Annotated in this window: 22 protein-coding genes, 3 pseudogenes and 1 riboswitch; of the genes and pseudogenes, 4 read left to right on the top strand and 21 right to left on the bottom strand. The window is 41.7% G+C overall.

The annotated features are described in order from the left end of the window. Positions 1–57: 57 nt before the first annotated feature. On the bottom strand, positions 58–555 hold the full coding sequence (locus IOC57_RS10315) for a hypothetical protein (protein ID WP_207438644.1): 498 nt from the start codon (positions 553–555) through the stop codon (positions 58–60). 422 nt (positions 556–977) lie between these two features. Here IOC57_RS10315 and IOC57_RS10310 point away from each other — a divergent pair, with 422 nt between their 5' ends. Further along, complete coding sequence (locus IOC57_RS10310; protein WP_286184710.1) at positions 978–2,381, top strand: NCS1 family transporter; 1,404 nt, start codon at positions 978–980, stop codon at positions 2,379–2,381. A gap of 53 nt (positions 2,382–2,434) precedes the next feature. Here IOC57_RS10310 and IOC57_RS10305 read toward each other — a convergent pair whose 3' ends face one another. The 4 genes from IOC57_RS10305 to IOC57_RS10290 all read right to left on the bottom strand — a co-directional run bounded on the left by IOC57_RS10305 (position 2,435) and on the right by IOC57_RS10290 (position 7,443). Next, positions 2,435–2,884, bottom strand: coding sequence for an NUDIX hydrolase (locus IOC57_RS10305; protein WP_207438642.1), 450 nt, complete (start codon positions 2,882–2,884; stop codon positions 2,435–2,437). A gap of 138 nt (positions 2,885–3,022) precedes the next feature. Beyond that, positions 3,023–6,187, bottom strand: coding sequence for a bifunctional cytochrome P450/NADPH--P450 reductase (locus IOC57_RS10300; RefSeq protein ID WP_207438641.1), 3,165 nt, complete (start codon positions 6,185–6,187; stop codon positions 3,023–3,025). Between the two features lie 73 nt (positions 6,188–6,260). After that, positions 6,261–6,836 (bottom strand): TetR/AcrR family transcriptional regulator, encoded by a 576-nt coding sequence (locus tag IOC57_RS10295; RefSeq protein ID WP_207438640.1) that lies wholly within the window; start codon positions 6,834–6,836, stop codon positions 6,261–6,263. 286 nt (positions 6,837–7,122) lie between these two features. Continuing rightward, on the bottom strand, positions 7,123–7,443 hold the full coding sequence (locus IOC57_RS10290; RefSeq protein WP_207438639.1) for a MazG nucleotide pyrophosphohydrolase domain-containing protein: 321 nt from the start codon (positions 7,441–7,443) through the stop codon (positions 7,123–7,125). A gap of 96 nt (positions 7,444–7,539) precedes the next feature. Here IOC57_RS10290 and IOC57_RS10285 point away from each other — a divergent pair, with 96 nt between their 5' ends. From IOC57_RS10285 to IOC57_RS26510, 3 genes and pseudogenes are all read left to right on the top strand, one after another. Beyond that, positions 7,540–8,121, top strand: a complete 582-nt coding sequence (locus IOC57_RS10285) for an LOG family protein (RefSeq protein WP_207438638.1) — start codon at positions 7,540–7,542, stop codon at positions 8,119–8,121. Between the two features lie 302 nt (positions 8,122–8,423). Beyond that, positions 8,424–8,947, top strand: a pseudogene (locus IOC57_RS10280) (histidine phosphatase family protein). A 187-nt stretch (positions 8,948–9,134) separates the two neighbouring features. Beyond that, positions 9,135–9,341, top strand: a complete 207-nt coding sequence (locus IOC57_RS26510) for a VOC family protein (protein WP_396020799.1) — start codon at positions 9,135–9,137, stop codon at positions 9,339–9,341. Between the two features lie 665 nt (positions 9,342–10,006). On the opposite strand, the gene IOC57_RS10275 is transcribed toward IOC57_RS26510, so the two are convergent. From IOC57_RS10275 to IOC57_RS10205, 16 genes and pseudogenes are all read right to left on the bottom strand, one after another. Then, the gene (locus IOC57_RS10275; protein WP_207438637.1) at positions 10,007–10,201 is read right to left on the bottom strand and encodes a Fur-regulated basic protein FbpA; all 195 of its coding nucleotides are present in this window, start codon (positions 10,199–10,201) and stop codon (positions 10,007–10,009) included. Between the two features lie 25 nt (positions 10,202–10,226). Further along, positions 10,227–10,433, bottom strand: a complete 207-nt coding sequence (locus IOC57_RS10270; RefSeq protein ID WP_207438636.1) for a Fur-regulated basic protein FbpA — start codon at positions 10,431–10,433, stop codon at positions 10,227–10,229. Positions 10,434–10,652: 219 nt separating this feature from the next. After that, positions 10,653–11,855 carry a M20 family metallopeptidase gene (locus IOC57_RS10265; RefSeq protein WP_207438635.1) on the bottom strand — a complete coding sequence of 401 codons (1,203 nt, stop codon included), beginning with the start codon at positions 11,853–11,855 and terminating at the stop codon, positions 10,653–10,655. A gap of 45 nt (positions 11,856–11,900) precedes the next feature. Then, positions 11,901–12,773 (bottom strand): MetQ/NlpA family ABC transporter substrate-binding protein, encoded by an 873-nt coding sequence (locus IOC57_RS10260; protein WP_207438634.1) that lies wholly within the window; start codon positions 12,771–12,773, stop codon positions 11,901–11,903. Between the two features lie 21 nt (positions 12,774–12,794). Beyond that, positions 12,795–13,445: a methionine ABC transporter permease gene (locus IOC57_RS10255; protein WP_207438653.1), complete on the bottom strand. Its 651-nt coding sequence runs from the start codon at positions 13,443–13,445 to the stop codon at positions 12,795–12,797. A 21-nt stretch (positions 13,446–13,466) separates the two neighbouring features. Continuing rightward, the gene (locus IOC57_RS26735; RefSeq protein ID WP_483862049.1) at positions 13,467–13,844 is read right to left on the bottom strand and encodes an NIL domain-containing protein; all 378 of its coding nucleotides are present in this window, start codon (positions 13,842–13,844) and stop codon (positions 13,467–13,469) included. Positions 13,845–13,960: 116 nt separating this feature from the next. Beyond that, a pseudogene (locus IOC57_RS26730) lies at positions 13,961–14,483 on the bottom strand (methionine ABC transporter ATP-binding protein); the annotation flags it as partial. A 261-nt stretch (positions 14,484–14,744) separates the two neighbouring features. Next, positions 14,745–14,856: riboswitch (SAM riboswitch) on the bottom strand. A 228-nt stretch (positions 14,857–15,084) separates the two neighbouring features. Beyond that, positions 15,085–15,432, bottom strand: a complete 348-nt coding sequence (locus IOC57_RS10245; protein WP_207438632.1) for a GNAT family N-acetyltransferase — start codon at positions 15,430–15,432, stop codon at positions 15,085–15,087. 108 nt (positions 15,433–15,540) lie between these two features. After that, positions 15,541–15,908, bottom strand: a pseudogene (locus IOC57_RS10240) (nuclear transport factor 2 family protein). Positions 15,909–16,353: 445 nt separating this feature from the next. Continuing rightward, a complete protein-coding gene (locus IOC57_RS10235; RefSeq protein WP_207438630.1) occupies positions 16,354–17,664 on the bottom strand; it encodes an amidohydrolase family protein in 1,311 nt (436 codons plus the stop codon). A gap of 205 nt (positions 17,665–17,869) precedes the next feature. After that, positions 17,870–18,844 (bottom strand): zinc-dependent alcohol dehydrogenase family protein, encoded by a 975-nt coding sequence (locus IOC57_RS10230; RefSeq protein WP_207438629.1) that lies wholly within the window; start codon positions 18,842–18,844, stop codon positions 17,870–17,872. A gap of 272 nt (positions 18,845–19,116) precedes the next feature. Then, entirely contained in the window at positions 19,117–20,307 is a 1,191-nt protein-coding gene (locus IOC57_RS10225) for an oxalate decarboxylase family bicupin (RefSeq protein WP_207438628.1), read from the bottom strand. A 202-nt stretch (positions 20,308–20,509) separates the two neighbouring features. Beyond that, positions 20,510–21,301, bottom strand: a complete 792-nt coding sequence (locus IOC57_RS10220; protein WP_207438627.1) for an ABC transporter ATP-binding protein — start codon at positions 21,299–21,301, stop codon at positions 20,510–20,512. A gap of 15 nt (positions 21,302–21,316) precedes the next feature. Then, on the bottom strand, positions 21,317–22,330 hold the full coding sequence (locus tag IOC57_RS10215) for a FecCD family ABC transporter permease (protein ID WP_207438626.1): 1,014 nt from the start codon (positions 22,328–22,330) through the stop codon (positions 21,317–21,319). Next, positions 22,327–23,331, bottom strand: coding sequence for a FecCD family ABC transporter permease (locus IOC57_RS10210; protein ID WP_207438625.1), 1,005 nt, complete (start codon positions 23,329–23,331; stop codon positions 22,327–22,329). Before IOC57_RS10210 ends, IOC57_RS10215 begins: the two co-directional genes overlap by 4 nt. 84 nt (positions 23,332–23,415) lie before the next feature. Beyond that, the gene (locus tag IOC57_RS10205; RefSeq protein WP_286184704.1) at positions 23,416–24,384 is read right to left on the bottom strand and encodes an ABC transporter substrate-binding protein; all 969 of its coding nucleotides are present in this window, start codon (positions 24,382–24,384) and stop codon (positions 23,416–23,418) included. Positions 24,385–24,513 lie beyond the last annotated feature (129 nt).

Below are 24,513 nucleotides of genomic sequence, written 5' to 3'. Positions count from 1 at the left end.
GCCGACTGGTTTTTAATAAAACCAGTCGGCTATATATGCTTTTCATTTATTTGATTGTTACGCATTAACTGCTTTGCGGGCCTGGCTTATATGTAATCTTTTCATTACAAATCTTGCTATCGGCTGTGCGATCAAAGCTTCCACCCAAAATGCGATGAAAAAGTTACGGGGCCAATCATAAAAGAACGTTTGAATCGGCTCTAAACTCATTTCTCTCATGCCAATCCAAGATCCGATAATTGTCAGTAAAATGGACAGGATGGTTACGCTAAATAATATCGTGAATAACACTCTTGCATTAAAACCGTCCGTAGGTTCAGTAAACTTTTGTACGAGTTTATTAACTAGTGGATTTACAACAAGTGTTACCAATAAAATGACACAAATCCACACAAATGGAATTACTTGCAAGGTTTCGAAATACACTTCTTTACTGAATCCACATTTAAATCCCATAATAAGAGGTGCGATAATGTTGACTGAAAGTATGGATATAATCACTAAGAATAATACAAAGTCTTTTCCATTCCGCGGTAATCTTGTTTCTTCGTGCATATGACCATCTCCATTAAAAATATTTCAGATGGCAGACGTATCGTGAGACATATATTTTTGGTCAATAAAAAAGACCAATATCACTACACACTGATCGAATCATTTTATCACGTTTTTTTAATGAATTTCAAGTCTTCATACCTAGCCCTTAACTATCTTGCCCCATTCTCCACATAAGAAAAATGCTGCCTCAGCCCCCTTACTTACTGCAAACAAACCACGTAACAGCAAGACACATATATCCCACTTAATGACAGGAAGTCATTTGATTTTCTTTTAGTTAAACAGCACAATATAATTTCTGAAATTTCACACTTCTTCTAATGATTCCTAAATGCGAATTAGGTATACTTTTCTTATGTTAGTTTTCATCACATCAATAGGCACATCATATAACACTGCGAATGGGAGTTGAGTGTAAATTGTCTACATATCTAGAAAGTCATGCTTTAGACGAAGCAGAGTTCCACCATGCTGTGGATTTGGATGAATCTCTGAAGCCGAGAAAAAAAGAAGATAGGACGGTTGGCCCGATATCCTATACTTTCATGTGGATTGGAGACGGAGTCAATTTAGGGAATATGACACTCGGGGCCAGCTTAGTCGTAGCGGGAACCGCAACGTTGAACATCATTCAGACATTTGCTGCAGCTGCCATTGCCATCGCTATCATTTCCGTGATTTTCGCTTTAAATGATAGGATTGGATACAGGACGGGCATTCCCTATGTTGTTCAGCTCAGAATGTCCTTCGGGATGAAAGGATCCATCATATCATCACTTTTGCGCGGGATTCCTGCCATCATATGGTACGGTTTTCAAAGTTGGATCGGCGGTACTGCCTTAAACGAAATCGTGAAGATCATCACGGGTGGCACTTTTGATAATGCCGTCATTTGCTTTGTCACGATACAATTGGTGCAAATTGCGCTTTCGCTGTATGGCTTCCACGCCATCAAATGGGTGGAAATACTTGCATCCATTGTCATCATGCTAGCACTAGTCTATGTATTTGGTATTCTTCTTACATCACATAGCGAGGTCATCGCGGAAAAATGGGTGCACGCTGAAGGGTCATGGGGCTTGCCCTTCTTTGCCTTCATCATGATGTTTTTAGGAAATTATGCGGCTATCTTTTTAAGCGCAGGGGACTATTCAAGAGAGCTTAAGTCTGGCATCAGTGATGCAAAACGAGGTTTTTTGTATTTTTCTCCCATTTTACTGGCATACGGCTTCGTACTGACAATCGGTGTAATGCTAGCTTCCGCTACTGGCATTTCCAATCCCGTTAAGGCGTTTGCAATTGTGGTGGATAACCCTTATATCACAGTAGGCGTTTCAGCCTTTATCGTTATAGGTGCAATAGCAGTAAATATGGTTGCCAATATTATTCCGCCAACATATGTCATTACTTTGCTTACAAAGTTGAAATATAAGGTTGCCGTTATCATAACCGGAATTCTTGCCTTTTGCTCATTCCCTTGGGTGCTTGTACAGGATTCTTCAGCGAAGGGCCTTGGATTGTTCATTCTGATTTATTCCGCATTTTTAGGTCCGATCGTTTCGATTTTATTAGTCGAATATTATATAGTAAGAAAGCAAAAAATGAATGTTTCCGATTTGTACAATGAAGACGGGCCATTTGCAGGATATAATCCATGCGCGCTGCTCGCCATGCTTATCGGCGCTGGCGCTGCCTTTATAAAAGTCGAGCTGGCATGGATCATCGGCGTTGTTGTGGCAGGCATTGCCTATATTATTCTGATGAAGTTTGCCTTTAAGGATTCAAGATTCAAAAAGGGGACGATATTCGAGAATGAATTTTAACTTATTTAAAGGGACACTACTCAAAATGGTAGTATCCCTTTTTTAAGTTTGTTTCAGGAATGATACATTTCACCATTATTGAAAGTGAAAGTATAGCATCCTTCTTTTTTCAATAAAACCGGCAAGTATTGCGCGGCCATTTCGGCAATTCCGAGATTAAGTGGATGGAGTATCCAATCAATGGATTTCCAATCAAGAATGCCTTCCCGCGTTTTTTTCAGTGTTTCATATATTAAATCCTCATCCGCCGTATACAAATATACATATATTCCATCCAATCCACCTTCAGGAGTCTCCCAGGTTACCGTTCCTTTAGAAAAAAAGGGACCTACCTCTATCCCCGTTTCCTCAAATACCTCACGCCGTGCACCTATATCAGGTGTTTCTCCTCTCTCGATTTTGCCCCCCACCCCGTTCCAAACACCCATAATTGGTGCTTTCTCCCGGTTAAGCATGAGAAGTTCATTATTCTTCTTTACAAAACAAACCGTATACTTAAACATTATACAAAGTGTCCCCTTTATCGTTAATTAACCTCATGGCCATGTGCTATTTACTCTGAATTCCTTCCATTTACTCGTGAGTTCGGATTTTCATAAAGAGCAGCGGTCTTCCCCTTTAGAATTGCCGCTCCGCCCTATTTATGCTCCTGCCCAAACATCTTTTGCATATCTTCCATCCGCCTCTAATGATTGCAGCCATTGTGTGGCCTCTTCCTCGAGTGTTTGATAGGTGTGCATATAGCTGTCGATTAATGTTCGTTCAACATCGGGCGCCATTTTGCTTCCATCTCCGCAGATGTATAGGTGTCCTCCTTCTTTTAATAAAGGAAGGATGTCCTGGGCGCTTTCCGCTAATCGGTTTTGGACATATGTTTTTTCTTGGCCTGGGCATCTTGAGTATGCAGTGTGCAGTTTTACGAGGCCCTCTTGTTCGGCTTGCTCGAGTTCTTCTTGATAGAGGAAATCGTGTTCTGGATTACGGCATCCAAAGTAAAGGTGGGCAGTCCCTAGCGTTTCACCTTTTTCCTTTAAAACGCGACGTGCTTGTATGAATCCCCTGAATGGTGCAATTCCTGTTCCAGGGCCAATCATGATGATTGGTTTTCCTGCTTGCTCTGGGAGCTGGAAATTGGATTGCGGTGTATTGATAAAGCAGGCTATTTTGTCTCCTTGGGAGCGTTCAGCCAAATAATTCGATGCAATTCCTTTGTATTCCCCGTTGCCGCTCAATGCTTCTCCACGGACGACACTTACGGTGATGCTTGCTTCCCCTTCGTTGTAGAGTGGTGAGCTTGAGATGGAGTAATATCTTGCTTTTAAAGGTGGCAGTAAAGCCAGGAAAAGTTCAAATGGGATTTCACAGGCAAGATACTTTTCTATTAGGTCAAGCATGGTTATGCGCTTGTTCAGGATTTCCTGTTTATAGGTGCTGTCCAAAAGAAGAACTTCAAGTTCTTTTACATGTGGAGGACATACCGTATGAGTGGCAAGCGCCCGTATTTGAGACCGGGTGGCGGGCTCTTGGAACTCCACATAGTTTGATAGTAACTCTTTTAGTTTTACCGGTTTTCCTGTAGGAAGATGGGCAGCTTTTCCGGAATCCCCAGTCAGATTAACGTAATCCTGGCCATCTAGATTAAATCGACTGAGCACCCGTTCGACAAGTTCCGATGGATTTTGCGGAAGGACCCCGAGATGATCGCCTTCCTGATATTGTATTCCCTCTGGCAGAGTCAAGTCTATATGCCGTGTACTTCTTCCGCTATCTACATGTTGTAATTCAACATTCCTTTTTACAATGGATGTAAAAGCATGATGGGTGCGAGCTAATGGCGTGCCGCTCACATCGCTTACGAATTTCATCGTTAGCGAGCTGCTTTCCCGATCATCCTTATTCACTTCAATGTCCAGGGTTTCGGCAAGATTCGTCCAAAGGGTTTCTGTCCATTTCTCGTAATCCCCTTCAAAGTCGTCGCTTGCATCTCCATAGCCTGTTTCTGACAGCCGCACTGCTCCTCTTCGTTCCAGTTGCTCATCAATGAAAATTGGAATGCGCTGGTACGTATTAGCCCAATTGCGGTCCCCGCAGCCGAAGATCGCATAGTGAACACCATCCAATGTGTCACCCTGGTTTTCCTTCAGCCATGAAACGAAGTCGCCTGCATTATCAGGAGGATTTCCATTATAAGATGCCGAGACTATGAGAACAGCTCCTCCTTGGGGAAGACGATCAGTGTAATCATTTAAAGGGGCAACCTCCGCATCGTATCCTTGTCGCTTTCCTGATTCGGCAAGGTCACGAGCAATCCCTTCCGCCGTTCCCATGTTTGATCCAAACAGGACGAGCAATGGTGTGCCATGTGCTGATTCGATTGCAGATGCCGTAGCTCCTTTTTCCGCAGATTTTGATTCTGGAGAAGCAGCTGTAAACGATACCGGCTTCCTCGGCGAAACGCGCATGGTCATCCCGTCCGGTTTGAGAGTCAAAGTTTCTTTAACATCCAGTTGATATTCTTCATGATCAATCAAGTCAAAGTGCTGTAAAACCATACCAAGCACCAGTGTCGCTTCATGAAGGGCAAACTGCTGTCCGATACAGGCGCGCTGTCCGTTTCCAAACGGTTTATACGCATGATAAGGGATGGATTCCGAATCCTCGAACCTCTCAGGAATGAACGATTCAACTTCATCACCCCAAACGGATGGATCACGATGAAGCTCGGGAATTAGCAACGAGAACACATCACCTTTCTTCACATTGTATTTTCCACCCAGCATGGTATCTTCTTTCGCATAAACGGAAAACGCCGGAGCTGTCGGCCACAGGCGAAGCGCTTCATTCAGCACCATCCGGACATATTTCAGTTTTTTCACTTGTTTGTAATCCGGAACATCATCACCGAGCACTTCGTCGACTTCCTCCTGCGCTTTTTTTAACTTGCTTCTGTTATTCATGAGGAAATAGATGGCGAACGATAGGAGACCGCTCGTCGTTTCATGGCCAGCTATTAAAAAGGTGATGATTTGAAAACGAATATTTTCATCATCCAGTGATACTCCCGTTTCTGGATCGACTCCTTTCAACATATGGGAAAGAAGGTCATCTTCTCCCTGATCACCATTTTGTTTTCGTTCAGCAATCAATTCATCCACTAGAGAGAACATATATTGAATGTCTTCCCTGAATTGTTTTTTAGATTTGATCATCAGTTTATCTTGGATCCCAAGTCGCTGCGTTTGGCTCATCGCTTCATCCAACGCACGTACCATACTGGTGACAAAAGGGTGGGTGTTCTCCCGATAAAAACTGTTAAATCGATAATTGAACCCGCAGAGTCCGATCGTATCCAAGGTCAATCGTGTCATGTCCTCAGGAACATCTATCTCATCAGCCGGATTCAGGCGGGCCCATTTTTGAATGAGTTGAGTTGCAAGATCCACCATTTTAGCATGATAGCCTTTCATTGCCTGCTGGCTAAAGCTGGGCAGTAGGATGTTATGGGCCCTTTTCCAATTCGGCTCCGTTGTTTCACTTGTGAAGAGACCATCGCCGCCAAATGCTCTCACTTTTTGCAGGGCTGGTCCGACTTTCTTATCAAACCTTGTTTCATCACAAATTTCTTTAGCGAGGGAAGCACTGGATACGAATGTAGTGATTCGACCCGGAAATTGAAACTGAAAAACCGGCCCAAGTTCCCGTGCCAGCTTCATGAAAGACTGAAGCGGCTTATCCTTGTCAATGATAGGCAGGCTGCCTAGGGGGCCATATGTCTTTGGCTGTGGAAACTGAGTTGTGTTTTCCATTTTAATAGCACCTCGTTCAAATAGTTTAGAATTCGGAATGAACGTTCATTCCGATTAAGATGTTAAAAATGTATCAAGCATGCAATCGGACTGCATCCCAAAAGCTTTCTTCCACATCTGCCAAAAGTTTTGGTTCAGGTTCTAACTCCCCTATGCGAACAAGTCGCTCAAGCTCAAGAAATGCTCCGTAAATGATGGCAATCAAAGCTGAAGAAGGAAGCTTCTTAATTTCATTTTTCTCTTTTCCTGACTCAAAGAAATTTTTAAATATATCCAATAGCCCTTGAAAGCTAGCATGACTATCTTCATTTAAAAAATGGGCTGCACTATGTATTTTTATAAAATAAAGAGCCTGGTCCTGCTCGGTTGTAAAATTAACCATTGATTTAAAAATATGGTGAAACTGATTGCGAATCGATTCATCATGAGGAAATCCATTCTTGACCGTTTCAGTGAAAATATCCAAGGACTCTTGAAAAATCCTGTTGCCTAGCACTTCCTTATTCTCGAAATAACGATATATGGTACCCGCTCCAACTCCTGCCGATGTAGCAATCATCGGAATTGTCGTCGCATCATATCCACGTTCCGCAAATAGCACTAAAGCGCTGGATACTATACTGTCTCGTTTATTTACTGCCGTAATCATAATGATTCACCCCTTTTTTTCAAGTTTCGGAATGAATGTTCATTCCTGTCAATATAAGTTTATACCCAATAAAATCCAATCTCAATCACGCATTCTACCCATATTTTGTGAATTCTTTATTAACGGAGGGGGATAAAAGGCTGAAAGGATTTCATTTCAAGGAATTAAATGGGAGATAAAACCATCGTTTGCCCCATAAGAAAAAGAGCTGATAGTCACAGCTCTACTACTGGTTAACTGAAATTAGGTATGTAAACTTCTTGTTCACCTATTAAAGGAGAAGAACTTATGCATGATTATAGCGTTCTGATAGTTTCTTCCTATGGGCATTGAACACTTCTTCCAAGGGGATATTGTACTTGTTCGCAATCACAATCAAGTTTCCTAACACATCTCCCAATTCTTCGGTTAGCTCCTGTATGTTCTCTTCAAACGAACCACTTACTTCATCAGGTCTATCCCTACCAATTTCAAGGGAGCGGATGGCTCGTGCAACCTCGCCAGTTTCTTCTGCCAAAAAGCCAATGCGAATGAAAATGTTCAATTCTGACCATCCTCGCGCTTCATAATAATCTTTTACCCATTGTTGAAATTCAGTGACGTTCATATTCATCCACCTTTCATTAAATAATTCAAGTTTAACAAATCCCGCTTAATTTTGTATGATATGAAAGGAAGATTATTAAATGGGAGATGTGATATTTTGAGAAGTCTAGCTGTATTTTGTGGGTCAAGCAATGGTGCATCTACTGTCTATTTAGAAGAAGCTAAAAAACTGGGTGCGGAACTGGCAAAACGTAATATCACCCTTGTTTACGGGGGCGCAAGTGTAGGAATCATGGGTGCAGTTGCAGATTCCGTTTTGGAAGCAGGCGGGAATGTAATTGGAGTAATGCCGGATTTTCTAGAAAAAAAAGAAATAGCACATAAGAACTTAACCGAACTGATTGTCGTGGAATCCATGCATGAAAGAAAAGCAAAAATGGCTGAGCTTGCAGATGGGTTCATCGCCTTGCCAGGCGGGCCTGGAACATTGGAAGAATTCTTTGAGATTTTCACTTGGGCTCAGCTTGGTCTTCATCATAAACCTTGCGGACTCTTAAATATCAATCACTATTATGATCCTTTGGTCGCTTTATTCAATCATATGTCCGACGAACAGTTCCTGCATGAAAAGTTCCGTTCCATGGCGCTGGTAGATGTTGAACCAAATGGACTTCTTGATCAATTTAATACATATGAACCGCCAACCGTAAAAACTTTCATTACCGAAAAACAAACCTGATCATGAAAAAACAACCGGCCAAGGTCATAATGAACTTGGCCGGTTGTGATATACTGCTGCATACTGATGGTTAGGTAAATATCAGGTTTAAATAACCTCCATGTCCTTTAAGTAAGTTCCGCTTCATGTTCGGATGAAATCCAGAAGAAACGGAAGGTCAGCCCCTTTCATCTCCTCCACCCGTTGACTGCTGTAGAGTTCAGCGTCTTAACCAATAGCTCAAGTTTTATTCTTTTAAGGTTTTATTAAAGTTGAATAGAATTATAAATTGGAATAATTAAACAAAGTCGAGGTGATATATCTTGCAGATATTATTAATACGGCATGGGGAGTCAGAAGATGATTTTCTAGTAGAAAATTACGAAGGGACTACTGATTTGCCACTAACCATTAAGAGAGTTGAACAAGTAGAAAAAATGTGCAAGGTGTCTCCGAAGAGTTTCCACCAGAATTCATTTGGTCAAGTACCTTGCTTCGTGCAAGTAAAACGGCCGAAACTTTATCAAATACTATCCAATGTCCAGTAACATTCTTGGAAGATTTACGAGAGATGCAGGATAGGGAGAATAATTTAGATTTTAGATTACGAGCCGAAAATGCACTTTCTTATATTAGAGAGAACAGTGCAAATTATAAACGAATCGCCATTATATCCCACGGAGGGGTGATTACTAAAATAATTGAAAGCTTTCTTCAATTACCACCCGCAATTAATGATGTCTGGTTCAATTCTCATCATACAGGAATACATCTTCTTGAGTATACGGATCATCCATACAAACTTATAAGGTTTTCAAATAGTACTACGCATCTGGACTATAACTAACGATAAAGGCTGCCTTAAGGCAGCCTCCATTTTACGAACCAAATGGTTTGGTGGCACCAATTGATCTAAAGTAATCATTTCAAGTTGATTGGAACGGAAGGTACGAGACTCCTGCGGGAAAAGCGCGTCTAGGGGAGACCCCGAAGGCGAAAGCCGAGGAGGCTCCCCGACCGCCCGCGGAAAGCGAGTGCCTGGAGTGGATCCTCCCGATTTTAGCTTCGAACCATCCAACAATGTATTATTTAATTTCTACGTAAAGGATATAGACGAAGCCTATAGATTCATTAAGGATAATAACATATGCATCGTTAAAGAAATAGAGCGTATTGGGAATTTTGCTTATTTTAACTTTCAAGATCCTGATGGTCATGTACTTATGATTTGTAATTGTTAAGGGTGAAAAGAACTGGTTGGCTTTTATCTATCTAGTTTTTAATTTTTACACAGTTTAAGGAGGTTAAAAAAGCTGCACATACAGAATAAGTCCGATACTGTACTCATTGTCATTCATGAATTATATGGACTGAACCCACATGCGCAGGGTTTTTGTGTCATTATCAAGTCATGGTTTTGATGTCATCTATCCTAATTTGTTAGAACGCGAGACGCCTTTGATCATCCCCAAGAGGAAGCTGCTTATGTATATTTCATGGGGAACATAGGCTTCACGGGTGCTTTTACATAAAATAAAGGATATATTATCGGATATAAAAGAGGGATATCCAAAGATTTTTATCCTTGGATTCAGTGCAGGCGCAACTGTGGCTTGGCTGTGCAGTGAGGAAGAATGTGGCGATGGAATAACTGGATACTATAGGAATTATGCAGAAATAGCACCACAATGCCCAGCACTGTTATGTTTCCCACTAGAAGAGTCATCATTTACTGTGGACGAATTAATTTAAGCTTTAGAAAGAAAGAATGTCGAAGTTCATACATTCAACGGAAACCACGGATTTAGTGACCTTTACAACTCAAACCATTAGATAGAATCAGCTTAAGAAGCCTTTAGCAACATGATGGAATTTTATTATGATGAATGGAAGTTCCACATTCAGCCTAATGCCGGTTTGTATGGATCCAATGTATCGAACCCGCATCACTATGGGGATGACAGTCAGTTTGAACCTTTTTATATTCCATTTCCAATTCTTTTAAAGGTAACTTCATAAGCTGTTCCACAGTCTTATTTACAGTATGGATCATAAGTTTATAGATTAATTCCTTCCGCCTTTCTTCCACGCCCTTCCTCATTTCACCCTCTCCTTTTATTCTGGTATTATATGAAATGTATCCTCAGACAGGGGGAATGGTCATCGGATTCCTGCTCTTCGATTTTCCTTATTTTAATATATTCATTCTCTAAATCGGTTAAGGTTAATTCAAATAGATGGTTGTCATTCTTTTTATAAACTCCCTTGTTAATCAACTTGTTAATTAGGAAGTTTCTTTTTTTCTCAATGGCTTTACGTAATAATATTCCCATAATAAGTCCTCCTTTATTATATGAACAACTACGGTATTGAAAGTGGACCTTTCGACTTGCCCATTCACAACAAAACCGGAGACAGCTCTTTACATGAAAGAAAAGTCTCCGGTTTTCCGGTCAATTAACCTATAATCCCTATTTAATTACTCGGTATTGTTATTTCTAATAATACTAACCCTTTGATCCGTAGTCAACATTTTTTTTCCTGCATCTTGTTTATTTTTGCTTTGCTTCATGAAATGCAGCTTTCACTTTATCCAACAGATCTTTATCCGAAATCAACCGGTAGCCAGTAAGCGCAAGAGCTTTTGCTCCGGTCAGGATGGCTTTGTCTCCGGCAGGAGATTTGGCACATTCGCGGAATTCATTCGTATGGGCAATCAAATCATCTGGTCCAATTTTTATATAAGGATGTGCTGTTGGCACTACATGGCTTACATTACCTGCATCCGTCGAGCCAAAGCCACTATCTTTTCGAGGAGCCACCGCTTCCCCTAATTGAGTCAGTTCTTCTTTTAACAGTTCATCCAAAACTGGATTAATGACAAAATCGAGTACTTCATTTTGGAAACGTTCAACCTTAACCGTACTGCCTGTGGCAAGCGCTGCCCCTTCGGCAACAGCACGTATTTTTTTGGATACTTCTTGGCAAAGCTTCCATGTTGTTGCCCTAATGTAAAACCTGGCAGATGCATATTCAGGTATGATGTTAGGTGCTTCCCCTCCATTGGTGATTATTCCATGAATTTTGACCTCGGCTGGGAGCTGCTGGCGCAAAGCATTAATGCCATTAAATAGCTGAATAACCGCGTCCAGTGCATTCACGCCTTCTTCAGGTGCAGCTGCTGCATGTGCTGACTTCCCGTAAAAATGAAAATCAAGGGGGTCGACAGCCAAAAACGGACTTGTTACACCCGTTTTCCCGGCAGGATGGATAAGGATGGCCGCATCCACCCCATCAAATAGACCGTGCTTCACAAAGCTGCCTTTTGCGCTTCCATTCGGTCCACCCTCTTCTGCCGGTGTTCCGAAAACGATCACCTCCCCGCCCGTTTCCTCCAGCACTTGAGCAAGGGAAATACCTGCTGCAACACTCGTTGTGCCGATAATATTGTGGCCGCATGCATGACCTAACCCCGGCAATGCATCATACTCGGCTAAAAAGGCAATTGTGGGCCCTTTCTTTGAAGCGGTTTTTTTGGCGATGAACCCTGTTTCATGTCCGGCTATATTACGGGTCACTTCAAATCCTTCATTTCGAAGGATTCCGGTTAATGTATCCGAAGCGAAGAACTCTTGATTCCCAATTTCGGGCTTGGCATGAATGGCTTGACTCGTTTCGATATATAAGTTGGAATGAAGGTCGATGTGATCTTCAATGGTCTGCTGATGCCGCTTCAGCACTAATTCTGTCGCCATGCTCTGATCTCCCCTTTTTCTTGAATCGATTTCTTGTTCTCTCCATTACTTTTCATTAGCTGGTTTTGTCCAGGCATCCTGGTAATTCACTAATTCATCTACAGAAACATATGCAGGAATGGTGTTTCCTTTAAAGGTTTTTTCAATGAACGCTTCCACTTTTTTCGATTGATAAAGCTCCACTAATTTTTGTAGCTCAGGACGATCGGCATTTCCCTTTTTAACTGCAATAATATTAATATATGGTTTCGCGGTTTTGCTTTCATGGAATAATGCATCTTTCAAGGTAAGACCCGCTTCGACGGCAAAGTTATTATTAATGGCTGAAGCATCGGCATCATCCAATAGACGCGGTGTATTGCCGGCTGCAACAGGTTTGATTTTCAAGTTTTTCGGATTTTCCTTAATGATTTCCAATGATCCCGCCCCCTTGAATTCCTCTTTCAGGGTAATCAATCCAGCTTCCTGAAGAAGGAGTAATGCACGGCCAAAGTTCGTTGCTTCATTCGGAACGGCTATCGTGGCGCCATCTGGAAGATCCTTGAGCTCTTTGTGTTTTTTCGAATATAGGCCCATAGGTGCAATGACAGTCGATCCGATGGCCTCTAATTTCAGGTTTTGATCTTGAATGAATTCATCGAAGTAAGCCACCGTCTGGAAGGAATTGGCGTCAATTTCCCCTTCACTTAACGCAAGGTTCGGTTGGATATAATCATTGAAAGTGACCAGTTCAATATTCAGTCCTTCTTCTTTCGCCAGATCGACAATGTATTCCCATGTTCTCGTATCCCCGCTGCTGACACCGACTTTCACTGTTTTCACATCATCCGAACCGCCTGATGCACCCTCTTCGTTCCCGCATGCTGCAGCCACGATGGCCAATGCCAATACCATGATCGTTAATAAGATTTTCTTCATTTCTCCTACCTCCTGTTGTTTTTATCTTCTTCTGATTTTTCTAGAAACAAAATTCCCGGTGGATTGCAATAATTGAACGATGATCACGAGTGCCGCTACCGTGACGACCATCGTCATCGTATCGAACCTTTGATAACCGTAAGCCAAAGCTAAATCTCCGACCCCGCCTGCACCGACGGCACCTGCCATGGCCGTAGACCCAACCAGCCCGATAGTCGCTGTTGTAAATGTAAGGATCAACGAACTAAGTCCCTCAGGAATCAAAAAGCGATAAATGATTTGCCATGTCGTCGCCCCCATCGCCTGAGCCGCCTCGATGATCCCTTTGTCCACTTCCAACAGGGAGTTTTCCACAAGCCGGGCAATATAAGGAGCCGCATAAAAGATAAGCGGAACAATGGCCGCATTCATTCCGATTGCACTGCCTACAATCATTCTGGTAAGCGGAATAACTGCTACAAGCAAAATGATGAAAGGGACCGACCGTAATATATTGATGATCGGGTTCAATACATTAAAGATCCATTTATTCTCCAGGATGTGACCCTTTCTTGTAATGACAAGCAGGATACCGAGCGGAAGCCCAATCAATCCGGAAAATACCAATGAGATGGCTACCATATAAAGTGTGTCACCGAAAGCTGTAAACAGCTGTTCTGCCGTTATTTCCATTCCCCAAAGCGTATTACCCATTTATACTTGCACCTCCTGGACGAGAATCCCTTCATCTTTAATATATTGATAAGCCTTGTCCACCTCATTTTTGTTCCCTGTCACTTCAATGATCAAATTCCCAAAAGGCGTTTCCTGAATTTCAGAAATATTGGCTGATAAGACACTTAAATGAACATCATATTTCTTCGAGATGGTTGAAAGTAAAGGAGTACCGGAAGTAGTCCCAATAAAATTAATTTTCCAAATAATCGGTATATGGGACCCTATGCTTTTTAGGAAACTTTGTGGAATCTCGTCATGTATGACCGTTCTCACGAAGTTTTTTGCAATATCCGTTTGCGGCTTCGCAAAAACATCGAAAACCGAACCTTGTTCAACGACGCATCCGCCCTCCATGACCGCTACCTTATTGCAAATTTCCCTAATTACAGACATCTCATGTGTGATTAGCAGGATGGTGATATTGTATTCTTGATTAATTTTCTTTAAGAGCTGCAGAACTGCACTCGTTGTTTGTGGATCCAATGCCGATGTAGCTTCATCACACAATAAGATCGATGGATTGGTAGCCAATGCTCTCGCAATGCCGATCCGCTGCTTTTGACCTCCGGATAATTGATCCGGATAACTCTTTGCCTTGCTCGATAAGCCAACGAATTCCAACAGCTCGCCTACCCGCTTTTTTATTTCAATGCTAGGAGTCCCCGATAAAACAAGCGGCATGGCTATATTATCAAAAACGGTTTTTGAATTCAGTAAATTGAAATGCTGAAAGATCATCCCGATTTTTTTCTTTTCTGCCCGTAATTCCTTCGGGTTCAATTTGGTTAAATCCTTGCCCCCAACAATCACCGAACCATCTGAAGGATGTTCAAGCAAATTGACCAACCTGATCAAGGTGCTCTTCCCAGCCCCGCTATAACCGACTACACCGAATATATCCCCCTTTTCCACTGTCAAATTAATGCCCTTCAAAGCCTCAACAGTCTGTTTCTTTGTTTGATAAACCTTTTTAACATTTTGAAACTCAATCATCCAATCTCCCCCCATGCTGTTTAGTTGTACGAATTCATTATCCAGAGAGAAGAGCTTTGCAAAGTCTCATAATGATAGGGTTAAATTATTCTCGAAACTTACGAGTAAGTGCTCGAAACTCATGAGTGACTGCACCCATTTCCAAATAACCATATACATTTTGAATAAACAAAAGAGGCCTCTTCCGTCATCAGACAGAAGAGGCCTCTTTTAGACATAAAAAAGAGTAAACTCTTAAATTAATTATCTAAGAAAAGCTCCTTCTTATCTTTCAAACTTTCGTCCGTTGGAATTAGCACAGTATTTTTACAAAAGTAAAAACCCGCTGCCGAGGTATCATAGGGCCAAGTCCCTCCACATCTCTTGATAAGAATTAACGTTATATTTAATTATGTCCTTCACTATATATTCAATTACATCTAAAGTCAACCCTATTTTTCATCGCTCCAAATATTTTTATAATATAGTGAATTGTTGGTTTTTAATTATATTAATATAATTTTATTATGATTTACTCATTTTCCATACAGGGTATTTTTCATTTTCCTCGCTTATCTTCATCATGCCTGAACTCATATATAAACGAATCGCCCATTGATTATCAGGAAACCCTTAATTGATATTCGGATACATTAAATTGCCTGAAAAAGTTTTCTGCGAAGCGAACCAATTCCTTGCCAAGGCCTTTGCTGCGGTAATCGGGCATAAGATAAAAAAGATTCACATAGCCAATCTCGATTCCTTCATATTCCCGAATTTGAAGTTCCTTTTGTCCAATCGGTTCTCGGACCTTTTCAATGATCACTTGTGCATCCGGAAATTTGCGGACCCTTTCTCTCATTCGTTGCAGATATATATTCTCATCTCCAAAACTTACAACATAGGAACCTTTCCTGAATTTAACGATAATATCTTTACCTTTGTCCGTATCAATGGTACGAAAAATCACCTTCAGCCGCCCCTATCATTTTTGCGAAATAGTTTTCAAGCAAAAAAATCTCATTATACTTACGCTCTTTTATGATATTTACTATTTTCTTTTTCATAAAAAATAGCCTTAAAGAGGACCTTTCGTTTTTGTGCCTTGATGAAAAACATTCGCCATCTTCCATTCGTATATTTCCAGATGGAACTCCTAAGGGTATGTTCCACTTTATCTTCATCAAAAATCCGGTACGTGGTTAACACGGTATCCTCAGACAATAGATGCATATCAAATTGACTTAGTGTCATCTTTACCGTTCCTGCTCCCTCTTGCCCCAAAAAATCGTTTTTAGACCATATGTTACCCGAACTGCCGAACTCAAAGAAATCATCTTTCAATAATAATGAAAGCTCTTTAGGAGATGTACGAACTTCAGATTTCAACAATTTCTCCTCCAGCTGAAGCAAATGCTCCTTTAACACTGAAGATTCATTTTCCATTCATCTTGTCCTCCTTTTTCAACTGCTTCCCTCGAAGCAACGCAATTGAAAAATAGTGTATCATTTTATCCATGGATTTTCATATGGTGGTGAAATTCATGATCCATGCTGTCCAAGATTTTTTTCCAGCTGTTGCTGATTACCCGTTGGTTAATAGTTGCGGTCAGCAGCATTTTTTCGTTTTTAACCGGCTTAGTTTGTTCCATATTTCCAAGAAACTAAACCCATGAAGGATTTTTAAGTGTTAAGAACCATTTATTCCACAATACTAGCGGGAATTCCATTTTGACTGCCATTCGATATGATTTATTCCTTGCTTAAACAGAATAATATGGTCCTCAAAATCGATTACTTCTTCCTCCACCCCTTCATTGAATCCATAAAAAAAGGAGCTGCAAATGGGGCAGCTCCTTCTTCTGTGCATCCGTTTGTTTTCCCATCATGGTTAGCGCGATAGGGTACCTTGCAGACGATTCGTTTCAGCGATTACTTTTTCTTCATCGATCGTTAAGCAGCGGCCATCTTTCACGACCATTTTGCCATCAATGCATACATCACATACATCATTTCCGCGTGCAGCATAAAGCAGGTGCGAATAGGCTTCACTCAATGGCTGCAGATGTTCCTTATTATATGGGTAAATGGTGATGAAATCTGCTTTTTTACCAACTTCCAGTGAACCTGTATGGGCCATGCCAATCGCTTCGGCCCCCATTCTTGTGGCCATGGCGAGTGCTGTTTGGGCAGGGAATTTAGTGGCATCCTTATAGATTCCTTTTTGCAGTAATGCAGCTGTCCTCATTTCTTCGAACATATCGAAGTTGTTATTGGAGGCGACGCCATCTGTTGCTACCCCCACTTTAATGCCTGCATCAAGAAGGCTGACGACATCGGCTATTCCCGATCCGAGCTTCAGGTTGCTGATTGGATTATGGGCAACCCGAACATCATGCTGTTTTAGTATCGCCCGTTCTTCATCATTGAGGACGACACCATGTGCCATCACGGTGGGCTGATCGAACAGCCCTAGACGGCGAAGGTGCTCGACAGGACGGGATCCGTAACGTTTTTCGATGTCGAGGATTTCAAAGTCCGTTTCCGATACGTGAATGTGCACCATCAAATCATTCTCTCTTGCAATCCGTGCACTTTCCATAATCGCTTCAGGGGTGCAGGCATATGGGCTATGTGGTGCGACCATGGTTGTCAGGCGGCCATCGGCAAACACTTTATAGTTTTTTGAAAACTGCTCAGCCCCCATGAGATTCGCTTTTTGGTCTTTCTCCGTACCCAAGCTGAAAATCGTGTAGGAAAAGGCACCGCGCATTCCTGTTTCGCCTATCGTCTCCATGACAGCACCCGCATCTATTCCATTAGGATTAAACATATCCGAAAATGTCGTGGTTCCTGATTTCATCATTTCCATAATGCCAAGCTGAGAGCTTACAGAGGCGATTTCCGTTGTAAACTGGCTTTCAATCGGCCATATTTTCGTTTCAAGCCATGGCTTCAGCAGCATATCGTCCCCGATACCGCGTAAAAGGGTCATGACAATATGCGAATGGGCATTCACAAGGCCAGGCATAATCCATTTCCCGCCAAGGTTGACCACTTGATCAGCATCTGCCAATTGTTCTTCAACATGCTCGCCAATGTAGGATATGGTATGGTCTTGTATAATCATCATGCCGTTTTCAAAGATTTGATTTTCCTTGTCCATCGTAAAAAAGGTAGCATTCACATATATTGTTTTCATAAGTATTTCCTCCAAAGTCGTATCATGTATCAATTATGTTCTATTCCGCATTCTAAACCAGCACCTTACAGGTAATCAAGTAATTCCATATTATCAGGGGCCATTTCCATTTACCTTAGGAACCTATTGGAAGAGCTCCAAAGTGAATGCTTCCTTTAATATATCCGTTCAATTAGCAAACCACATGGATGAACCCTATGCAAAATCAGCTTAAAAAAAGCTTCCCTCTATTGCTCGTGACAATAATGGCCTCTTGGACATCTTGAAGGCTGTAGTAGGAATCCGGCATCATGAACTTCAACCTTTTATCATTAATGAACCCCATCAACAGGTTAAACGTTTCATGCCAAGTTTGAACGGAAGCCTGCTGATTCCAACGCCGTAGATGAAACATTTCAACATTCACTTTTGTACTTTGGGAAATTTTCGCCCAATTTACAGACTGCCCTGATAAAAGGCCAATCGTTAATAAGGTGCCATTAGGCAGAACACAAAAAGCAAGCTCTGAACCATCGATGCCGCCCACTGAATCGATGGCCGCCTTCGCCCCGCGCCCATTCGTCCATTCCATCACTGTTTCATGCAAGGATGATCGGGACGTATCGATCACATGTGATGCACCAAGTTTAAGCAGTTCTTCCGTATACTTATTGTTTCTCGTTACAGCAATCAGCTTAAATCCAAGAATCTCGGATAACTGGGTAAAGATTCGGCCAATGGAAGATCCGCAAGCATTTACGAGTAATACATCATCCGGTCCCAATGCTAATACTTCTGTACAGATTAGCCATGCGGTTACCGGATTTATATATAATTGCGCTGCTATATGATCCTCGATCGAATCCGGAATGACAATGGACAATTCCGCAGATGTTTTAACATATTCCTGCCAGGTCCCTTCACCCCGCAAAGGCAAAACACGCTTGCCTATCAGCTCTTTGGAAACCGATGGCCCCACTTCCTCTACAATGCCGACCCCTTCATAGCCAGGTATCGAAGGCAAGGGGATTCGATGGGAATATGCACCGCGAATGGGCAGCAGGTCAGATGGATTAATGGGACGTTCGGTCATCCGAACAAGGACTTCCCCCTCGAAAGGTTTTTGAATTAATTTATTTTCAACTTTTAAAACCTTTTGCGGATTCCCAAACTCATAGAATTTAACACATTTGGCTTCCAAGATAATAAGTCTCCTTTAATGTATAAGTCTATCTATTTTATCATTTAAACTGGAACTTAAAGAGCCGTTAACTCTGGATTTTATGTATTGTGGTTTTTCCACGTTGCAACCGCTTCTCATTTAAGCATTCCGTTTTATTATTATAATCCCTTTTCACCTTCAAATGACTTGCCCCTTTCGTTCCATGAAAAAAGTTGCCGCAGCAACCCATGTTTTGAATAAAATATCCTTTTGTAAAATGAAAACCTAATCATAACTTTTACCCTATCAGTTTAATCCGGCATTTTAGTAGGAAACCCTGGATATTTCACAACAGGCCACTTCTCCTTGCGTAGTGAATCGAGCAATTCCGATCCAACATTCAAGTTGCTTTGAACTAGCTCTTTAGGAGTCAGTGCCATCCACTGGTTTAGAGATACGTCTACAAAGCGATTGCTTTTGAACATTTCTAAAAACCATAACGTTTCGGTACCGGTATTCTGAATATAATGCCCGGTAGCAAAAGGTACATATCCGACATCACCTGCTCGATAATCAAATGTACGGGCTGTACCGTTTCCAGTAAATACTGTCATGCGCCCTTGTCCAGTAAGGTAATACTGCCACTCGTCGTTATTGGGATGCCAATGAAGTTCCCTCATTCCACCCGGCTCAATCTCAACGAGTGCTGCTGCGATTGTTTTTGAAATAGGGAAGTTAGAAGAGTCCACAATTCGGACGCTTCCACCAGGGGTTTTGATTGGTGTTTGTTTCAAAAGCTCGTGCTTAAAGGTTAAAGGAACTTCTCCGTAAGGTGACTGGACTTCCTGACTTTCCAATGAACCGGGTACCTTTCCCTGATAGATATAGACCTGATCTGGGGGAATGGAGTTAAAGGCATTCTCTGGAACGCCGAAATTGGCCGAAAGAACTTCTTTTGGAGTGTGTGCAAACCAATCCGAGATGGATAAGGTGTTAAGATCGGAAAAGTTTCCGTCATCGAAGACGAGCAAGAATTCGCAATGTTCCAACCCTTGAATCGAATGTGGGATGCCTGGGGGGAAGTACCAAAGATCGCCCGGACCGACGTCGGCAATGAAATTTCGTCCTTCTTGATCAACCGAGGTTATGCGTGCCCGTCCTAACAGCATATAAGACCACTCTGCTTCTTGATGCCAATGGAGTTCACGTACTCCTCCTGCCGTTAAGCTCATATTCACTCCCGCAAGTGTGGTCGCAATCGGAAGTTCCCTTGCGGTGATCTCCCGTGACCATCCCCCGTGATTTAATTTCATGGAAGTGTCTGAGAATGAGAATTTCAGGTTAGGAAGCAAGCCTGCATCTGTGATAGGCGGGACGAGCATACTTGGATTTTGAAGGTCCCGCATAATATTTCGCGGGCCAGAGTCAATCGCTCCAGCTCCATCCCTTCGGATAGGCTGTGGCACATGCCCGTCCATTTGATTAATGGTTCGTTTTTCCATCAAAGCACCTCTTTTTGGCATTATAAAGGGATTAGCCTTTATAGTAGTCTTATGATTTGGGCTTCGAATGTATGTCACTGTGCTTATTGAGAAAAAACAAAAGGCATCCCCTTATGAAGGAATGCCCCCTTTAATGTTGGTTGGATTAATATAAAATCTACCGCTAACGTCTTGATCTATATTAATTGGGAAGACGCTACTTTTAATGGTCTTGAGATAAACCAATTGGAATGCATAGAGGCGTTTTATCAACAGGATTTTCAATAATACAGCACTCCAGCCTGAAGACGTCCTTGATCATCTCTTTTGTAAAGACCGTTTCAGGCGTTCCCTCTTTATAAATCTTTCCCTTAACAATGCTAATCAGGCGATCGGCATACTGTGCCGCTTGATTCAAATCATGCAGAACCATGACAATCGTGCGCCCATAAGTAACGTTTAAATCGCGCAGTAATTCCAATATTTCAATTTGGTGTGCTAAGTCTAGATAGGTGGTCGGCTCATCTAACAGTAAAAGATCTGTTTCTTGTACCAAAGCCATCGAAATCCATGCCCTTTGCCTTTGTCCCCCAGATAATGCATCCAATGTGCGATCAGCAAATTCCGTCATTTTTGTTGCTGATAAGGCACGGTCGACAATGGCATGATCTTCTGGGGTTTGTCTGGAAAACAAGCCTTTATGCGGATGCCTGCCATAATAGCATAGTTCTTTAACGGTTATATCTTCAGGAGCTTCCGGAGCTTGGGGTAAGATAGCCAATTTCTTTGCCACTTCCTTGGAAGATTGATGATGAATAGCTTTTCCGTCTAAATAGATCGTGCCTTGCTGTGGTGTTAATAATCTAGCTAGAGACCGTAGAATGGTAGATTTTCCACAACCATTGGAGCCTATGATTATACTGATCTTGCCTTCAGGAATTTCTAAATCGATATTATCAATGATTTGAGTTGATCCATAAGAGAGAGAAAGATGCTCTGCTGATAATGTTGTCATGATCGCCAGCCTTCCTTATGTTATTTTTCGCTCACGGCGTAATAGATATAAAAAATATGGTACTCCAATCACCGCAGTGATAATTCCGGCGGGTATTTCCATTGGAGAGAATAATCCTCTTCCCAGACTATCGGCAACAAGTAGAAAGATAGAACCAAAAAGAGCTGAAGCAGGAAGTAAAACCTTGAATTTCGACCCTACCACTCTCCGGGCAATATGGGGGGCAATTAAACCAATAAACCCGATAGAACCAACCGCAGCTACACAGACTCCGATTAAAATGACAGAAACACTTAACAATATATAACGCAGTAATTTGGATCTTTCACCGAGACCTGTAGCTATTTCATCTCCTAGGCTCAGTACATCCATTTTAGACGTTAATGCAATCAATACCGGGACAAGAACAAGACATGGAAGCAACATGAATACTTGATCCCAGCCTCTTCCCCATAGACTGCCAGTCAACCACAGCAGTGTCGTATTTACATCATCCGGGTACTTGACCATGAAATACTCTATCCCCGCTTGACATATTGCCCCTAAAGCAATTCCCACCAAAGCTATTGTATTTGGTTGAGCTCCTTTTTTATAAACAAATATCATCAAAATTGCCGCCATGACCGCCGCTCCGATAAAAGCTGAAAGGGGCAGCATGATAATGGGCGATTGCGGAAATAAAACAATGACGATAACAGCTGCCAAACCTGCACCTTTTGTTACCCCAATCACATCAGGAGAAGCCAATGGATTTCGAAGGACTCCTTGCAGAATGGCTCCAGCCGTTGCCAATCCTGCCCCCACTATCACGGCAATTAAAATACGCGGTATGCGGTAGTTGTGCAGAATGAATGCCTGACTTTGCATGCCATTTCCAAGGAAATTTTGGATGATTTCTAAAGGTGAGATATAAATGGCCCCTAATCCCAGGCTAACCATTGATAAAATCAGCATGGTAACCGTCAGTAATAGAAGAATAGAAGAAGGGGGAAAAGTTGATTTCAACCCAAATGTCCGTTTTAGTTTCATTGCTTAATATTCCTCCCTCTCTTCGCTAAATAAAGGAAGAATGGCGCACCGATTATAGCTGTTACAATGCCTACCGGCGACTCAAAAGGATAAGCGATAAACCGGGCGAGAATATCTGCGTAAACTAAAAGTAAAGCGCCGAATAATGCAGAAAAAGGGATGATTCTTCGATAATCCCCGCCCACCAGTCTCCTGACGATATGAGGAATGATCAATCCTACAAAGCCCACTGGGCCTGCGACGGCAACCGAAGACCCTGCCAAAATGATCACCAATATTCCTGCTAAAATACGGATTCGGTACACCCGTTGGCCAAGTCCTTGCGCCATATTTTCTCCTAAGACAAGGATAGAAACAGATCGAGAGAACAAGACAGCGGCAAATAGCCCAAAAAGAGACCAAGGAAGAATCATGTTAACGTGCGCCCATGTTTTCCCATTAATAGATCCGACTAACCAATAGAGCACATCTTTCGCTTGTTCATTAAAGATGATCATGCCTTGCGTTAAAGAAGATAAAAAAAAGTGAACAGCCATTCCAGCCAATGCCAGCTTTACTTGGGTCATTCCCCCTCCCGAAGCAAAAGAATAGACTGCCATCCCTCCCACTGCTGCACCAATGAATGCAACGCAAACTAGAGAAATGGAAGAAAGGTTAGGAAAGAAAACAAAAGCTGACACAATAAAAAATGAGGCACCTGCATTAACACCAAACACTTGTGGAGAAGCTAATGAATTCCGGGTAATAGCCTGCATCAGGGCACCCGCCACCGCTAAATTAGCACCGACCAATGCTCCAACTAAAGCCCGAGGCAATCGGAGGGTCCTTATAATAGACTGTTCCTTGGACGAGTCAACCTCAAAAAAGGACTTCAAAACCATTGATGCATCTATATCGGCAGCTCCCACAGAAATACTCGTCATGATTCCTACAATTAACAGAACGATTCCAGCTATAGCGGTACAATACACTTTCATTTTATTTCTAACTACAGTTTCCATTGACTCTACAACACACTTCCTAACTAAATTTAAACCTAATGGAAAGCGAAGTAAGAATTAGATCTCTTACTTCGCTTTTTTCTTCTATTCTTCACCCAGCATGTTTAAAGTGTCTTTAGCAATGGCCTCTGCGGATACGACACCACGGTATCTCGTCCATAAATCTCGATCAACACTATACACTTGTCCATTTTTTACAGCCTTCAAGTTTTTCCAAAGAGGATTGTCTTTCCACTCATCAGTAAGTAACTTACCCTCATTGTTCGCTAAAAGCAGCACATCCGGATCAATCTCGACAAGCTGCTCCAAATTCATCTCGGCATGTGGCAGTTCCTGCTGAATGGCATTTTTCAATCCCATGCGCTCAAGCAATTCCCCATCATAAGAAGAAGAAGTATGAGCTTGGAATGAAGTATCTCTTACAACTGCAGGTAAAACCGTTATATTTGAATCAACAGTAAGTTTCGATTTAAGTTCCTTAATCGTTTTTTCATGTTCACTTAATCTTTTTTCTGCAGCCTCTTCCAGATTTACTGCCTTTGCAATCGTTTTAAAAGAATCCAGATTTTCTTGATAGGTAGATTCTCGACTTTTTAAGACAACAGTAGGAGCAATCTGCTGTAAATCCTTATAAATCGCTTTATGCCGCTCAGCATCTGCAATGATTAAATCCGGTTGTAATGAACTGATCACCTCTAAATTAGGCTGTTCACGCGTTCCTACAGAAGTATAATCTATTTCTTGACCAACGAGTTTTGTAATCATATCTTTTTTGTTGTCATCTGAAATCCCGATAGGTTTTATGTCTAGAGCATTTAAAGAATCAACGAATGATAACTCAAGCGCAACTATTTTTTTAGGAGTATTTTTAATTTCCGTTTCTCCCATTTCATGCTTAATCGTCCTTATTTCTTGATTACTTGTTTCGGCAGATGTCTTCTCTGCTTTTGTTGTTTTTTGAGAATTATTACATCCTGATAACATCATCATGATCGTAAATAACAGGATGAATGCTCCTCCCCCAAATGTTCTTGCTTTTCTAGATTCTCTCATTTTTTGCACCCTTCCTTCATCTATATTCATTTAATTTCTTATCTAATGAATACATTCATAATTGAAAATGATTATCATTATCCTGTAGTTATGATAAAGTCATAGATTGATACCGTCAATATTAATAAA

This window comes from Bacillus sp. SD075, assembly GCF_017355165.1.
GTDB lineage: Bacteria > Bacillota > Bacilli > Bacillales > DSM-1321 > Peribacillus.
The sequence above is the reverse complement of the archived record's forward strand: the minus strand, read 5'-3'. Positions and strand labels throughout refer to the sequence as shown.

What these genes read in the sequence shown, in the direction of transcription:
- IOC57_RS10315 (WP_207438644.1), bottom strand. Translation starts at nt 555, where the DNA reads ATGCACGAAGAAACAAGATTACCGCGGAATGGAAAAGACTTTGTATTA.
- IOC57_RS10305 (WP_207438642.1), bottom strand. Translation starts at nt 2,884, where the DNA reads ATGTTTAAGTATACGGTTTGTTTTGTAAAGAAGAATAATGAACTTCTC.
- IOC57_RS10300 (WP_207438641.1), bottom strand. Translation starts at nt 6,187, where the DNA reads ATGGAAAACACAACTCAGTTTCCACAGCCAAAGACATATGGCCCCCTA.
- IOC57_RS10295 (WP_207438640.1), bottom strand. Translation starts at nt 6,836, where the DNA reads ATGATTACGGCAGTAAATAAACGAGACAGTATAGTATCCAGCGCTTTA.
- IOC57_RS10290 (WP_207438639.1), bottom strand. Translation starts at nt 7,443, where the DNA reads ATGAACGTCACTGAATTTCAACAATGGGTAAAAGATTATTATGAAGCG.
- IOC57_RS10275 (WP_207438637.1), bottom strand. Translation starts at nt 10,201, where the DNA reads ATGAGGAAGGGCGTGGAAGAAAGGCGGAAGGAATTAATCTATAAACTT.
- IOC57_RS10270 (WP_207438636.1), bottom strand. Translation starts at nt 10,433, where the DNA reads ATGGGAATATTATTACGTAAAGCCATTGAGAAAAAAAGAAACTTCCTA.
- IOC57_RS10265 (WP_207438635.1), bottom strand. Translation starts at nt 11,855, where the DNA reads ATGGCGACAGAATTAGTGCTGAAGCGGCATCAGCAGACCATTGAAGAT.
- IOC57_RS10260 (WP_207438634.1), bottom strand. Translation starts at nt 12,773, where the DNA reads ATGAAGAAAATCTTATTAACGATCATGGTATTGGCATTGGCCATCGTG.
- IOC57_RS10255 (WP_207438653.1), bottom strand. Translation starts at nt 13,445, where the DNA reads ATGGAAATAACGGCAGAACAGCTGTTTACAGCTTTCGGTGACACACTT.
- IOC57_RS26735 (WP_483862049.1), bottom strand. Translation starts at nt 13,844, where the DNA reads ATGGAGGGCGGATGCGTCGTTGAACAAGGTTCGGTTTTCGATGTTTTT.
- IOC57_RS10235 (WP_207438630.1), bottom strand. Translation starts at nt 17,664, where the DNA reads ATGAAAACAATATATGTGAATGCTACCTTTTTTACGATGGACAAGGAA.
- IOC57_RS10225 (WP_207438628.1), bottom strand. Translation starts at nt 20,307, where the DNA reads ATGGAAAAACGAACCATTAATCAAATGGACGGGCATGTGCCACAGCCT.
- IOC57_RS10220 (WP_207438627.1), bottom strand. Translation starts at nt 21,301, where the DNA reads ATGACAACATTATCAGCAGAGCATCTTTCTCTCTCTTATGGATCAACT.
- IOC57_RS10215 (WP_207438626.1), bottom strand. Translation starts at nt 22,330, where the DNA reads ATGAAACTAAAACGGACATTTGGGTTGAAATCAACTTTTCCCCCTTCT.
- IOC57_RS10210 (WP_207438625.1), bottom strand. Translation starts at nt 23,331, where the DNA reads ATGGAAACTGTAGTTAGAAATAAAATGAAAGTGTATTGTACCGCTATA.
- IOC57_RS10205 (WP_286184704.1), bottom strand. Translation starts at nt 24,384, where the DNA reads ATGAGAGAATCTAGAAAAGCAAGAACATTTGGGGGAGGAGCATTCATC.